Source organism: Paenibacillus andongensis (assembly GCF_025369935.1).
GTDB lineage: Bacteria > Bacillota > Bacilli > Paenibacillales > NBRC-103111 > Paenibacillus_E > Paenibacillus_E andongensis.
In genome coordinates, this window is the sequence record NZ_CP104467.1 from 759,125 (window position 1) to 772,926 (window position 13,802).

The following is a 13,802-nucleotide window of genomic DNA, read 5'->3' on the forward strand; positions in this document are numbered from 1 at the left end:
AGAGGAGGAAAACGTCATGAATTTTGCGGTTCTTGTATTTCCGGGATCGAACTGCGACATCGATATGTACAAAGCAATCGAAGATACCATTGGTCAACCGGTTGAGTATGTTTGGCATACAGATGGCGACTTGTCCAAATACGACTGCATCCTCGTGCCGGGTGGATTCTCTTATGGAGATTACCTGCGTTGCGGAGCGATTGCACAATTTACGAACGTGATGAAAGCTGTGGTTAAGGCTGCGGAAGAAGGCAAGTACATTCTAGGTATTTGTAACGGATTCCAAGTGTTAACAGAAGCAAGATTGCTGCCAGGCGCTTTGCTGCGCAACAACGGGATGAAATTCCGCTGCCACCAAACGCTTCTCAGAGTGGAGAACAACAATACGGCTTTCACGCGTGATTACGCGGAGGGCGAACTGATTGAAATCCCGATCGCTCACGGTGAAGGCAATTACTATTGTGATGAAGCTACACTCAAGGAATTACAAGAAAACAATCAAATCGTATTCCGTTATGAAGCGGGCAACAACCCGAACGGATCACTGGATGATATCGCTGGAATCAGCAATAAAGCAGGTAATGTCGTGGGTATGATGCCTCATCCGGAGCGTGCCGTTCATGAGATTCTTGGCTCCGCAGATGGTAAGAAAATGTTCACATCAATTCTAAGCGCTTGGAGGGAGAAACATGACGCAGCAGCTATCCGTTAATGAACCAACAGCCGAGCAAATCGCGGAGCAGAAAATTTACAAGCAAATGGGCGTAACGGACGAAGAGTTTGCCAAAATTTGCGGCTTCCTTGGACGCAATCCGAACTATGTCGAGATCGGTGTATTCAGCGTTATGTGGTCCGAGCACTGTTCATACAAAAATTCCAAACCTGTACTTCGTAAATTCCCAGTGACTGGACCTCGTGTTCTGATGGGACCTGGCGAAGGCGCAGGGATTGTAGATATCGGAGACAACCAAGCGGTTGTTTTCAAAATTGAAAGTCATAACCATCCTTCAGCGATCGAGCCTTATCAAGGCGCGGCGACAGGTGTGGGCGGTATTATTCGTGATATTTTCTCCATGGGCGCACGCCCGGTAGCGCTTCTGAATTCCTTGCGTTTCGGTAAGCTGGAAAATGACCGCGTGAAGTACTTGTTCGAGCACGTTGTCTCCGGAATCGCAGGATACGGCAACTGTATCGGGATTCCGACAGTCGGCGGCGAAGTCATGTTCGACGAGAGCTACGAGGGGAACCCGCTCGTTAATGCGATGTGTGTGGGTCTTATCGACCACAACATGATTCAACGCGGTGTTGCCAAAGGTGTAGGCAACCCAGTATTCTATGTCGGTCCGGCAACGGGCCGCGACGGTATCCACGGTGCGACGTTCGCATCCGAGGAGCTGACGGCGGAGTCCGAAGCGAAGCGCCCAGCGGTACAAGTGGGCGATCCGTTCATGGAGAAGCTCGTGCTGGAAGCGTGCTTAGAGTTAATTAATTCCGGCATCGTGCTCGGAATTCAAGATATGGGTGCTGCGGGGCTGACTTGCTCCAGCGCAGAGATGGCTAGTAAAGCGGGCAACGGCATGGAGCTTTACCTCGATGAAGTTCCGCAGCGCGAAGAAGGCATGACAGCGTATGAAATGATGCTGTCTGAGTCTCAAGAGCGTATGCTCTTCGTTGTTGAGCCGAAGCATGAGGCGCAAGCTAAGGGCATTTTTGAGCGCTGGGGTCTCCACTGCGCCAAAGTTGGCAAGGTAACCGATGACGGTTACCTGAAGCTGATCCACCACGGTGAAGTCGTGGGGAACATGCCTGTCGGCGCACTCGTCGACGAGTGCCCGGTGTACAATAAGCCGAGCCAAGTGCCGGCTTATTACGAAGCTAGCGCATCGATCGACACGACTCGTTACCCTGAGGTAACGAAATTGACGGATGCGCTTAAGGCTGTCCTCGCGTCTCCGACGGTAGCGAGCAAAGAGTGGGTGTACAACCAGTATGACCACATGGTTCGTACGGATACTGCAGTGCGTCCGGGTTCGGACGCAGCGGTTGTGACCATTCGCGGTACCCGCAAGGGCCTCGCGATGACAACCGACTGCAACGGACGCTACGTGTTCCTGGATCCGGAAGTTGGCGGACGGATTGCAGTATCAGAAGCAGCGCGTAACGTTGTTTGCTCCGGCGCTGAGCCGCTCGCAGTTACGGACAACCTGAACTTCGGTAGTCCAGACAAGCCTGAGATCTTCTGGCAGCTGGAGAAATCCACTGACGGTATGGCAGAAGCTTGCCGCTTCTTGGATACGCCGGTTATTGGCGGTAACGTCTCGCTTTACAACGAGAACGCCAAAGGTGCGATCTACCCAACTCCGGTTATCGGGATGGTTGGTCTTGTTCATGACATCGACCACATCACGACGCAAAGCTTCAAAAAAGAAGGCGACATCATCATCCTGCTCGGCGAGACGAAAGCGGAGCTCGGCGGCAGCGAATTCCAATATGTGATTCACGGTGTTACCGAAGGCCGTCCTCCAGAATTGGATTTGGCTACGGAGAAACGTTTGCAAAATGCTGTACTAAAAGCCATTCAAGAAGGTCTTGTCGCTTCTGCGCATGACTTATCCGAAGGCGGCTTGGCCGTTGCTTTGGCTGAAAGCTGTATCGGCGGTAAATTGGGCGCAGCTGTTAATGTGGCGTCTGACCTACGTCCTGACTTCACGCTATTCAGTGAAACACAATCCCGTATTTTGCTGAGTGCTTCCCCTGATAAAGCGGACGCTTTGAAGCACTGGATTGCTTCACAAGGCGTACCATATCAAGAAATTGGAACAGTTACAGGTACTGATGATTTGACGGTTAAAATCAACAACGAACAGCGTCTCCAGTCTCCGGTAAGCGAGCTGGCGAAAGTCTGGAAGGATGCGATTCCATGTCTAATGGCGTGAAACAATCAGAGGCCCTAAAGCTTCCTGCTGCTCCTGTTGTCCAAGTGGGCGACGGGCAGCACGAGCTTTGGACAGGAGAGTATTTCAACGAAGGTGTCGGCGGCCAAGGCGGATTGTTCGATAAGCTGAATGAAGAGTGCGGAGTGTTCGGGGTGTACGGTCATCCCGACGCTTCCTCTCTGTGCTACTACGGCTTGCATGCGCTGCAGCATCGTGGACAGGAAAGTGCCGGCATCTGTACAGTGGATGACGGTAAGTTTAACTACTACCGTGGTATGGGGCTTGCCAAAGAGGTGTTCACCAATGAAAATTTGGAGCCTCTCTCAGGGGCGACAGCTGTCGCGCACGTCCGCTATTCTACAGCGGGCGAAAGCAAGCTAGCGAATGCACAACCGCTTGTTTTCAAATACCGTGAGGGCGATCTTGCGATTGCGACGAATGGTAACCTTGATAATGCGAACATTATAAAAAGGGAGCTTGAGCGCAAGGGTTCGATTTTCCAAACGACAAGCGACACCGAAGTGATGGCGCATCTGATTGCTCGTTCGGAGCACGATGATATCGTCGATGCGGTTAAAGATGCGATGAATCAAGTCATCGGCGGCTTTGCCTTCCTGATCACTACCAAAGATAAATTGATTGCTGCGCTAGATCCGAACGGACTTCGTCCCTTCATGATCGGCCGTCTGGGAGAGGCGTACTTGTTCGCCTCCGAGTCCTGCGCCTTCGATGCGGTGGGAGCTACTTATTTCCGTGATGTACAGCCGGGGGAAATCATTGTGATTGACCGTGACGGCTTCCGCTCAGAGCGGTTCACGGAAAGCGGTCGACGCGCGATTTGTGCCATGGAATATATCTACTTTGCTCGTCCGGACAGCGACATCGATACGGTGAACATTCACTCCGCACGTAAGCGGATGGGTAAAAGACTGGCGATGGAAGCTTTCGTCGATGCGGATGTGGTAACGGGCGTGCCGGATTCGAGTATTTCGGCTGCGATTGGTTTTGCGGAACAAACGGGTATCCCTTATGAGCTGGGTCTGATCAAGAACCGCTACACAGGCCGGACGTTCATCATTCCAAGCCAAGAGCTTCGTGAGCAAGGGGTTAAAATGAAGCTGAGCGCCGTTCGCAAAGTCGTCGAAGGCAAGCGTGTAGTCATGATTGATGACTCCATCGTGCGCGGGACAACGTCTTTAAGGATTGTGAATTTGCTTAGGGAAGCCGGCGCAACAGAAGTGCATGTGCGTATCTCTTCGCCGCCTTTTATGAACCCATGCTACTACGGGATTGATACACCGGATCGGAAAGAGCTGATTGCTGCGATGAATTCGATCGAAGAGATTCGTAAAGCGATCAACGCGGATTCCCTGCATTTTCTGACCAAAGAAGGGCTGTTAGATTCAATCGGTCAAGGGTCGGCAGGGTCGGAGAGCGGCTACTGTACGGCTTGCTTCGATAATACCTATCCAACGGAAATTGTGGATGTTACTAAGGTTGGTTGTGCTTGCGATTAGAAATAACGGGATGGTCTTAGGACCTCCCGATACATAGACAAACTAAGGAGTGATTGCTACGTGTCGGATGCTTACAAAAAGGCTGGAGTGGATATCGCGGCGGGAAACGAAGCAGTAGAACGGATGAAAAAGCACGTCAAACGGACATTCCGTCCTGAAGTGTTAACTGACCTCGGCGGCTTCGGCGGGCTGTTCAGCTTGAACAAAGACAAGTACGAGGAGCCTGTGCTTGTGTCTGGGACGGACGGCGTGGGCACGAAGCTGAAGATCGCTTTTGCAATGGATAAGCATGATACGATTGGGATTGATGCTGTCGCGATGTGCGTGAATGATATAATCGTTCAAGGAGCGGAGCCGCTTTTTTTCCTCGACTATCTCGCTTGTGACAAAGTAGTTCCAGAGAAAATTGAAGCTATTGTTAAAGGGATCGCTGACGGTTGTGCGCAGTCTGGCTGCTCACTGATCGGTGGCGAAACGGCGGAAATGCCGGGCATGTATGCGTCAGGGGAGTATGACATTGCCGGCTTTACGGTTGGAATCGTCGACAAGAAAAAGATCATCGATGGTACAACTATTCGTCCTGGAGACGTGGTTCTAGGCCTGGCATCGAGCGGTGTGCACAGTAACGGGTTCTCTCTTGTGCGCAAGCTTTTGCTGGAAGATGGCGGTTATACGCTTCAAGGTCATGTGGATGAGCTGGGCGATAAGCTTGGTAACGTACTTTTGGAGCCGACGAAGCTTTATGTGAAGCCGGTTCTGGCGATGCTTGAAGACGTTGCAATCAAAGGGATGGCACATATTACAGGCGGCGGCTTCATCGAAAATATTCCGCGCGTTCTGCCTGATGGCGTGAACGTCGAGATTCAATATGGATCGTGGCCGATTCTGCCGATCTTCTCGTTGATGCAGCGTGAGGGCGGCATTTCGAACAACGATATGTTCCGCACGTTCAACATGGGCATCGGGATGGTTGTTATCGTTGACGCGGATGATGCGGAGAAAGCTATTGCCGCAGCAGAAGCACAAGGTGAGAAAGCTTACCGCTTAGGCGTTGTTACTGAAGGCGAGCGTGTCGTGACGTTCCAAGGAGCTGAGGTTTAATGCAGCCTTACCGAATTGCGATTTTTGCTTCGGGCAGCGGCTCGAATTTTCAGGCCATCGTAGATCAGGTACAGAAGGGGAAGCTTGATGTCAGCATCGAGCTTCTTGTCTGTGACCGCCCTGGGGCGTATGTGGTGGAGCGTGCTATGGAGGCAAAGGTGCCTGTTTTCACGTTCCGCCCACGGGATTATGATAATCGCGAGGCCTATGAGGCTCTTATTTTGAAGGAGCTGCAAAATCGTCAGGTCGATCTGATCGTGATGGCCGGTTACATGCGGATCATTACGAATGTGCTCGTTGAGCCGTATTTTGGGCGCATGATCAATATTCATCCATCGTTGCTGCCGTCGTTTCCCGGCGTGCGTGCGATCGAGCAGGCCGTCGAGTACGGCGTGAAGCAAACCGGCGTGACCGTTCACTTCGTGGACGGCGGACTCGACTCCGGGCCGATCATCGCGCAGCGCGCCGTGGAGATTCACGAGCACGAGACAGCGGACTCACTGGCCGAGCGCATCCATGCGGCTGAGCACGTGCTGCTGCCGCAGGTAATTCGCTGGCTGCGCGAGGATCGCGTGAGCCTAGATGGCCGCAGAGTTGGCGTGCGGCTGTAGGGGTTGGATGTTCGGCTCCCTACGCAAAACTCTTCAGTGTGCGCACGGGATTTAAACAAATTAGATTTTTCTGCGGCGCGGGTCGCCGCCGGAGAGTGTGTAAGGATGTTTTTCATAGCTAAGTTGGGATGAGCGGGAGAAGTTACAAATATTATTTCTGGGAGGAAGCAGAGTGGCAATCAAAAGAGCACTTATCAGCGTTTTCGATAAGACGGGAATTGTTGAATTCGCGAGCGAGCTGTCGAAGCTGGGCGTTGAGATTATTTCTACGGGCGGTACGCTTAGTTTGTTGAAGGATAAAGGGGTGCCGGTTATCGGTATTTCCGAGGTTACAGGGTTTCCGGAGATCATGGATGGCCGCGTCAAAACGCTGCATCCGAATGTTCACGGCGGACTACTGGCGGTTCGTGACAATGTGGAGCACCAAGAGAGCATGAAGAAGCTCGGTTTGGAGTATATTGATCTGGTTGTCGTGAATTTGTATCCTTTTGCTGAAACGATTGCGAAGCCTGATGTGACTTATGAGGATGCGATTGAGAACATCGATATCGGTGGGCCGACGATGCTTCGTTCCGCAGCTAAGAACCATGCGTTCGTTTCCGTTATCGTGGATACAACCGACTATGCGAAGGTGCTGGAAGAAGTGCAAGAGACTGGCGACACTACGCTGGAAACGCGCAAACGTCTAGCTGCCAAAGTGTTCCGTCACACAGGAGCATACGATGCGTTGATTGGTGACTACTTGACAGGCCTGCAAGGCGAGCCTTACCCAGAGCGCTACACAGTGACTTATGAGAAAATGCAGGAGCTTCGTTACGGAGAGAACCCGCATCAAAGCGCGGCTTTCTATCGTAAGCCGAATGCGGCTGCTGGCAACATTACAACGGCTGAGCAATTACATGGTAAAGAATTATCCTACAACAATATTAATGATGCGAATACAGCTCTGCAAATTGTCAAAGAGTTCAGCGAGCCTGCTGTCGTGGCAGTTAAGCATATGAATCCTTGCGGCGTAGGTATCGGTACAAACGTACTTGAAGCTTACACGAAAGCGTACAATGCAGATCCGACTTCCATCTTCGGTGGTATCGTGGCTGCGAACCGTGCAATTGACGAAGCAACAGCTCAACTGCTGCATGAGATTTTCCTGGAAATCGTCATTGCGCCTGATTTTACACCGGAAGCGCTCGATATCCTTTCCAAAAAGAAAAACATTCGCCTACTCAAAGTAAGCGGCTTAGATACAATAGCTGGCCGCAAAGCGGAGCCAGTGATTACAACGGTTGAAGGCGGCATGCTCGTACAAGCTAGCGATGCTTACCAGCTAACCGAAGCAGATCTGAAGGTCGTTTCTGAGCGTCAACCGACGGCTGAAGAGATGAAACAATTACTTTTCGCATGGAAAGTAGTTAAGCACGTTAAATCTAACGCAATCGTACTCGTTGCAGACGACATGACGGTTGGCGTGGGCGCTGGTCAAATGAACCGCGTTGGCGCAGCCAAAATCGCTATTGAGCAAGCTGGCGACAAGGCGAAAGGCTCCGTCCTTTCTTCCGATGCGTTCTTCCCAATGGGCGACACACTTGAAATGGCAGCAAAAGCGGGAATCACAGCGGTGATTCAACCGGGCGGCTCCATCAAAGACGAAGAATCCATCCGCGTAGCGAACGAAAATGGCATTGCCATGGTCATGACAGGCGTTCGTCACTTTAAACACTAAAACAATTGAGAATGCTCACGATCATTAACCGGTCCGTGGGCATTCCCCATGAGAGGGGTTACCAAAGATGCGTGTATTAGTTATTGGACGAGGCGGGCGCGAACACGCGATTGTATGGGCACTTAGCAAAAGCCCGAAGATCAGCAAACTGTTCTGCGCACCGGGGAACGGCGGGATTGCCGGCCTAGCGGAATGTGTTCCGATTACGGAACTGCAATTCGAAGAGATTAGTACATTTGCGAAGGAGCAGGCGATTGACCTCGTGATGGTAGCACCTGATGATCCATTAGCAGCAGGTTTGGTTGACCATTTGGAATCCAAAGGGATCGAAGCTTTCGGACCTCGCGCGAACGCAGCGATTATTGAGGGCAGCAAAGTATTCATGAAGGAACTGCTCAAAAAGTACAGCATCCCTACAGCAGCTTATGAGTCTTTCGACGCTTATGAGCCAGCTCTTGCATACTTGCGCAGCCAAACAGCACCAATCGTTATCAAGGCGGACGGCTTAGCTGCTGGTAAAGGCGTGACCGTTGCCCAGACGATGGAAGAAGCAGAAGCCGCACTTAAAGACATTATGGTGGATCAAGTGTTTGGTAAGTCCGGCGCGAGCGTGGTCATTGAGGAGTTCCTAACAGGACAAGAGATGTCGCTGCTAGCCTTTGTTGATGGGTCCACGGTTCGCCTCATGGTGCCATCGCAGGATCATAAGCCAGTTTTTGATAACGATAAAGGGCCTAACACGGGCGGAATGGGCACATACTCCCCACTGCCGCATATCCCTGAGTCGATCGTACAGGAAGCGCTTGTGAACATCGTTCAACCTACAGCGGATGCGATGGTAAAAGAGGGCCGTCCCTTCAAGGGCGTGCTTTATGCCGGTTTGATTTTGACCCCGAATGGCGTGAAAACCATTGAGTTTAACGCACGTTTCGGTGATCCAGAGACGCAGGTAATTTTGCCTCGCCTCAAAACCGATCTTCTTGATATTTTCCTTGCGATCAACAACGGAACGTTGGCGGAGCAGTCGATCGAGTGGAGCGAGGACGCGGCAGTTTGTGTGATTGTTGCTTCACCTGGTTACCCGGGTCCGTACCCGAAAGGGCTGCCGATCACTGGGCTGGATCAAGTACAAGACTCGCTGGTGTTCCACGCGGGGACTGCCATCGAAGATGGCCAAATTGTCACCAATGGCGGACGCGTTCTGGGAATCACAGGCCTTGGCAAGGATATCATTGAAGCTCGTCAGAAAGCTTACGCGGATGCGGACCGGATCCATTTTGACGGGAAGCATTACCGTACGGATATTGCGATGAAAGCTTTGAAATAGCTTGAATTGCTCTTAAGCCTATAAAGCACAGCCTTTTGATCATCAAAGGGTTGTGCTTTTTTCATTTTTCTCCGTCTATTTGTAAAAAAGATGCAATTAATTGACCGTTGTAAGCGTTTTATATGTTAGGTATACTAGGCAATATTGGGTAAGTAGAAGCGAGGTTGAATCATGACCATACTTAAAATTGCGGGGCTGCATCCGAAGCCGCATTCGTTGAAATATCGTCTAATCCTGATCCTGTTTATCAGCTCACTCGCACCCTTAATTCTTATTGGGAGCATTTCCTATTTCTCCATGTATGCGATTTTACAAAATAAAGCAGAAGGCGGGGTCCAAAGCAATTTGCATCAGGTAAGGCTATTGCTTGAAGATACGCTCGGTCAGCTAAATCACACTTCTCAGCAGCTCGCTTTTGATGGAAGGGTTGGCAAAAGCCTAGAGAATTATTTATCAGCTGATTTATTTGAAAAGAAACGATTGAACGATGATATTAGAAGCGAGTTAGGCCTGATTCATTTTACGAACCCGACCCTTGGATTAATGTTTTATTATTTTGAGAAAGACAACCAGCGATTATTTGAGAATTTTAACGTTCGTGACGATTATGACCTTAAGCAGCTGCCTGTACTTATCAAATTCGATAAACTTACTTATATGGGACCTCATCTTTCTTTAAACCCGATTGACGGCAATGAAGTGCTGTCCATCCTGCGCAAAGTCGAGCTGCCGGATCGTGACGATGTGTATGTCTATATTGAAACTAACTTTAAATTGGCGGAAAGCATACTCAAAGACAACGATCAATTCGGCGGCAACTTGGTACATCTTATCGTCGATAATCATGGGCAAATTGTTTATAGCGAGAATTCGACTGATTTTCCTGTCGGCATGCTGCATAGTGCCAATAACCCATCGAATAAAGACAGCAAATATATGATGTTTGAGGAGACCAGCAACCAATCTTGGAAGGTATTGGCCGCTGTCCCCAAATCGGTCTACAATCTCGAAGTAAATAGGTGGATCAAGCAGTTCGCCTTCTTTGCCATCCTAACGCTTATAGCAAGTTGCTTCATTGCCTGGCTGATTTGGCGAACGGTATATCGTCCGCTCAAACTGCTGAGTACGGATATTCGCAATGTAAAAAGCAATAACGAGGTTTTCCCGAGAAGACAATCTCAGATTTTGGAGTTTGCCGTTATTTATAAAGAGTTTGCCGAAATGAGAAGGCGCATCTTCGAATTAATCGGCGAGGTGGAGCAGAAGGAACAAGGCAAAGCATTTCTTGAAGTCGAGAAATTAATGACGCAAATTAATCCTCATTTCATTCACAATACGCTCGATACCATACGCTGGCTGGCTCGTGCCAATGGGCAGAAAGATATTGACCGTTTGGTTTCAACGCTAAACAAGGTGCTCTATTATAATCTCGGTAAAGGCGGCCCTGCTCGAATTAAAGATGAGATTGAAGCTTTGAAAAATTATGTTGAGCTGCAGGGCATCCGTTATAACTTCCACTTTGATGTGAATATCCACGCTGATTCCAAGGCGCTTGAGCTGCCGGTTCCAAGGTTTATTTTACAGCCGCTTGTTGAAAATGCGTTGTATCACGGGTTGGAAGATAGAGGCGTGATCGAAGTCAGTGTCATCGAAGACGGCGAGTCGCATGTCATTATTGAAGTTAGAGACAATGGAGACGGGATGACAGAGGAAGAAATTAGTCAATTAATGAGCGAGAACACGTTAGAGAAGAAGAAGGTAGGTATGGGAATCGGGCTGCAATATGTAAACCGTATGGTGAAGTTCCAATTCGGAGCAGCCGCGAGTTTTCATATTAAAAGCACAATCGGCTCTGGGACGACGATCATACTTCGTCTTCCAATAGGAGGAGTACTCGGATGATAAAAGTTATGGTTGTGGACGATGATCACTTGGTGCGTAAAGGCTTCATCGCAATGATGCCTTGGCGTGAGCATAACCTAGAGGTCGTTGGAGAAGCCGGTAACGGCAAAAAAGCGTTGGAGTTTCTGGAGAATAATCAGGTGGACTTGCTCATTACCGATTTAGCGATGCCTGTCATGTCAGGTATTGATTTGATGAGGTGTGTGAAAGAACGTTATCGGGATATTAGCATGGTCGTATTGACGTTTCATCAAGATTTTGAACTGATTCAGGAGGCGCTTCGCCTTGGAGCGCTGGATTATATGACCAAGGTCGAACTTGAACATGAACAGATGGACGAAATACTAAGAAGAATTGTAGGTAAAATGCAGGAGCAGCATGTACGAACAAGGGAAATGAAAGTGGCGAACCATCTGTTTGCCGAAGAGGATGAGGGGCCGTATTCTCCTGAAGTGAAAGCAAGTATTTGGAAGGCAGTAGACATTATTCATCAAGAGTTTCAAAATGAGCTTCATCTGCCGGACATCGCGAAAAGGGTGAATATGAGCCGCAGCTATTTCAGCCGCTGTTTTCGGGATATTGTGGGGAAAACGTTTAACGATTTTATTCGGGAAGTGCGAGTAAATCACGCGAAAGTGCTGCTTAGTCAGACCGGGAAAACGATTGGTTGGATCGCCATACAGGCTGGTTATCCGAATGAAAAATATTTTGGCAAGGTATTCCGTGAGTTGACGGGGATGCTGCCCGGTGAATTTCGCAGGAGCCAGAATTAAATTCGGGCTTATCTCAAAACGACAGTAACACAAATCGTCTCCAAAGAAGTGCACTTTTGTCTCCTAAACGTTCCCGGAATGCTGAATTAAGAGACGATTTGCTCCGAAACGTAAGACATTAACCGACCCGAATGTCTTTCATTTTCTTTAAAATGTAAGTGCAGGGTTATTAATGAGGAGGGGCAATATGAAAAAGAAAATAACGCTAATTTCTATGATGGCATTGGTTGTTCTGATGACGGCATGTTCAAGCAACAACGCAGGGACCAGCAAGGATGGCGGCGGGCAAGCAGCTAGTCCGAACGTTAAGGTGGACCCTTTTAAGATGCCTAATCCCATTGAAGTGACTACCTTCAAAAGCTTAAGCCCAGGCGCAAAGTTACCAGCTGGAGATACCGTCGAAAGCAACCAGTACATGAAATATATCTCAGAAAAAACAAATATCAACTTTAAAATTTTATGGTATGCAGCTTCACAGGACTATGAGCAAAAGATGAAACTGGCCATCGCGAGCAATGATCTGCCGGATGTTATGCTTGTAAACGAGCAAATCTTCCTTTCCCTCGCCGAAGCTGGACAAATTGAGGATTTAAGTAAAGTGTATGACAAATATGCGTCCCCATTAGCCAAGGAATTGTATGCATCAACGAACAATAAAGCGATCGAGAAAGCAACCTATAAAGGTAAATTGATGGGTATTCCGAATATTAGCGTTCAAGCGGATGCGGCAAGTATGGCCTGGGTACGCAAGGACTGGATGGATAAATTGGGACTCCAGCCGCCAAAATCGATGGACGATGTCGCTGCGATTGCCAAAGCTTTCGTAGAGAAAGACCCAGACGGGAACGGCAAAGCGGATACCATTGGAATCGCTGGTTTTGAGAAAGCATTAACGGTAAGCGGTAAAGCACAGCGGGGCGACTTCAAAGGTATTTTCCAAGCGTTCGGCGCTTATCCTTCCAACTGGATCAAGGATAGCTCGGGCAAGGTCGTTTACGCTTCGATCCTTCCTGAAACGAAGCAAGCGCTCGGCAAGCTGCGTGACATGTATGCAGCTGGCGCAGTTGATAAGGAATTTGCTTTGCGCAAAGATCCAAACGAGAACATCGTATCCGGCAAAGCGGGTATGTTCTTCGGACCTTGGTGGTCCGGCGGGTTGGCTGCTGATGCTATGAAGCTTAATCCGAAGGTTGATTTCGTGCCTTATTTGATCCCTGATGCCAAAGGGACTGTGAACACGATGATGGTGCCGGTAAGCACACAGTTTATTGTGGTGAAGAAAGGGATGAAGAATCCGGAAGCGGCTATGATTTACGCGAATACGTTTATCAATGCGCAGCGTAAAGTAGATCCGGACGCTTTGAAATTAGACTTCACAGTAAGCGCAGAGTACTGGCCGATTGGAAATTCCACCTACGATTATGCGGATGCTGTTGAAAGAAAGTCCGATACATTGAAAAAGGCGATGGGCGGACAGATCAAGCCTGAAGAGCTGAATCCGGAAATGAAAGAAATGTTTGCGAAGGCAACTCGCGACAAAGCTAATCCGAAAGCAGATCTGAAAGATTGGTCAGGATATTTCGGGTACACCGTTCCAGCAGATTTGCTGAAGCAGAGTATGAATAAGGTGTACAGTGAATTTACGGCGAATACGAAAACGATGGAAAGAAAATGGGTTAATCTGCAAAAGTTAGAGAATGAAACGTTCTTCGGTATCGTAATGGGTGAGAAACCCCTTGATTCGTTTGATAAGTTCGTTACCGATTGGAAAGCGCAAGGCGGCGATGAAATCACGAAAGAAGTTACGGATGAAATCAGCAAATCCAAAAAGTAACGTGTAATGAGAAGAGCGCATCGCCTAACCGAATGGTGGTGCGCTCTCTTTCTACCATTAAAAACGGATAAGTTTGAACAG

10 protein-coding genes are annotated in these 13,802 nt (G+C 49.1%); all 10 read left to right on the plus strand.

The window, feature by feature from the left end; genetic code table 11:
• Positions 1-16 precede the first annotated feature (16 nt).
• The 10 genes from purQ (at position 17) to NYR53_RS03530 (ending at position 13,721) form a co-directional block, all read left to right on the plus strand.
• The gene (gene purQ / locus NYR53_RS03485) at positions 17-712 is read left to right on the plus strand and encodes a phosphoribosylformylglycinamidine synthase subunit PurQ (protein ID WP_173189580.1); all 696 of its coding nucleotides are present in this window, start codon (positions 17-19) and stop codon (positions 710-712) included.
• Positions 690-2,936, plus strand: coding sequence for a phosphoribosylformylglycinamidine synthase subunit PurL (purL, locus tag NYR53_RS03490; protein WP_261303942.1), 2,247 nt, complete (start codon positions 690-692; stop codon positions 2,934-2,936). Before purQ ends, purL begins: the two co-directional genes overlap by 23 nt.
• The gene (purF, locus tag NYR53_RS03495; protein ID WP_261303943.1) at positions 2,921-4,453 is read left to right on the plus strand and encodes an amidophosphoribosyltransferase; all 1,533 of its coding nucleotides are present in this window, start codon (positions 2,921-2,923) and stop codon (positions 4,451-4,453) included. The genes purL and purF overlap by 16 nt, the downstream gene beginning before the upstream one ends.
• A gap of 60 nt (positions 4,454-4,513) precedes the next feature.
• Positions 4,514-5,554 (plus strand): phosphoribosylformylglycinamidine cyclo-ligase, encoded by a 1,041-nt coding sequence (purM, locus tag NYR53_RS03500; protein ID WP_261303944.1) that lies wholly within the window; start codon positions 4,514-4,516, stop codon positions 5,552-5,554.
• Positions 5,554-6,165 (plus strand): phosphoribosylglycinamide formyltransferase, encoded by a 612-nt coding sequence (purN, locus tag NYR53_RS03505; RefSeq protein ID WP_261303945.1) that lies wholly within the window; start codon positions 5,554-5,556, stop codon positions 6,163-6,165. The genes purM and purN overlap by 1 nt, the downstream gene beginning before the upstream one ends.
• 172 nt (positions 6,166-6,337) lie before the next feature.
• Positions 6,338-7,885 (plus strand): bifunctional phosphoribosylaminoimidazolecarboxamide formyltransferase/IMP cyclohydrolase, encoded by a 1,548-nt coding sequence (purH, locus tag NYR53_RS03510; RefSeq protein WP_261303946.1) that lies wholly within the window; start codon positions 6,338-6,340, stop codon positions 7,883-7,885.
• Positions 7,886-7,952: 67 nt separating this feature from the next.
• Entirely contained in the window at positions 7,953-9,212 is a 1,260-nt protein-coding gene (gene purD / locus NYR53_RS03515) for a phosphoribosylamine--glycine ligase (RefSeq protein WP_261303947.1), read from the plus strand.
• Positions 9,213-9,383: 171 nt separating this feature from the next.
• Positions 9,384-11,114: a sensor histidine kinase gene (locus NYR53_RS03520; protein ID WP_261303948.1), complete on the plus strand. Its 1,731-nt coding sequence runs from the start codon at positions 9,384-9,386 to the stop codon at positions 11,112-11,114.
• A complete protein-coding gene (locus tag NYR53_RS03525) occupies positions 11,111-11,887 on the plus strand; it encodes a response regulator transcription factor (protein ID WP_261303949.1) in 777 nt (258 codons plus the stop codon). The genes NYR53_RS03520 and NYR53_RS03525 overlap by 4 nt, the downstream gene beginning before the upstream one ends.
• A gap of 187 nt (positions 11,888-12,074) precedes the next feature.
• Positions 12,075-13,721 (plus strand): extracellular solute-binding protein, encoded by a 1,647-nt coding sequence (locus NYR53_RS03530; RefSeq protein ID WP_261303950.1) that lies wholly within the window; start codon positions 12,075-12,077, stop codon positions 13,719-13,721.
• The last annotated feature ends 81 nt before the right edge of the window (positions 13,722-13,802 follow it).

Coding starts and splice junctions, on each gene's coding strand:
- purQ (WP_173189580.1), top strand. CDS start 17: ATGAATTTTGCGGTTCTTGTATTTCCGGGATCGAACTGCGACATCGAT.
- NYR53_RS03530 (WP_261303950.1), top strand. CDS start 12,075: ATGAAAAAGAAAATAACGCTAATTTCTATGATGGCATTGGTTGTTCTG.
- NYR53_RS03520 (WP_261303948.1), top strand. CDS start 9,384: ATGACCATACTTAAAATTGCGGGGCTGCATCCGAAGCCGCATTCGTTG.
- purD (WP_261303947.1), top strand. CDS start 7,953: ATGCGTGTATTAGTTATTGGACGAGGCGGGCGCGAACACGCGATTGTA.
- purF (WP_261303943.1), top strand. CDS start 2,921: ATGTCTAATGGCGTGAAACAATCAGAGGCCCTAAAGCTTCCTGCTGCT.
- purL (WP_261303942.1), top strand. CDS start 690: ATGACGCAGCAGCTATCCGTTAATGAACCAACAGCCGAGCAAATCGCG.
- purN (WP_261303945.1), top strand. CDS start 5,554: ATGCAGCCTTACCGAATTGCGATTTTTGCTTCGGGCAGCGGCTCGAAT.
- NYR53_RS03525 (WP_261303949.1), top strand. CDS start 11,111: ATGATAAAAGTTATGGTTGTGGACGATGATCACTTGGTGCGTAAAGGC.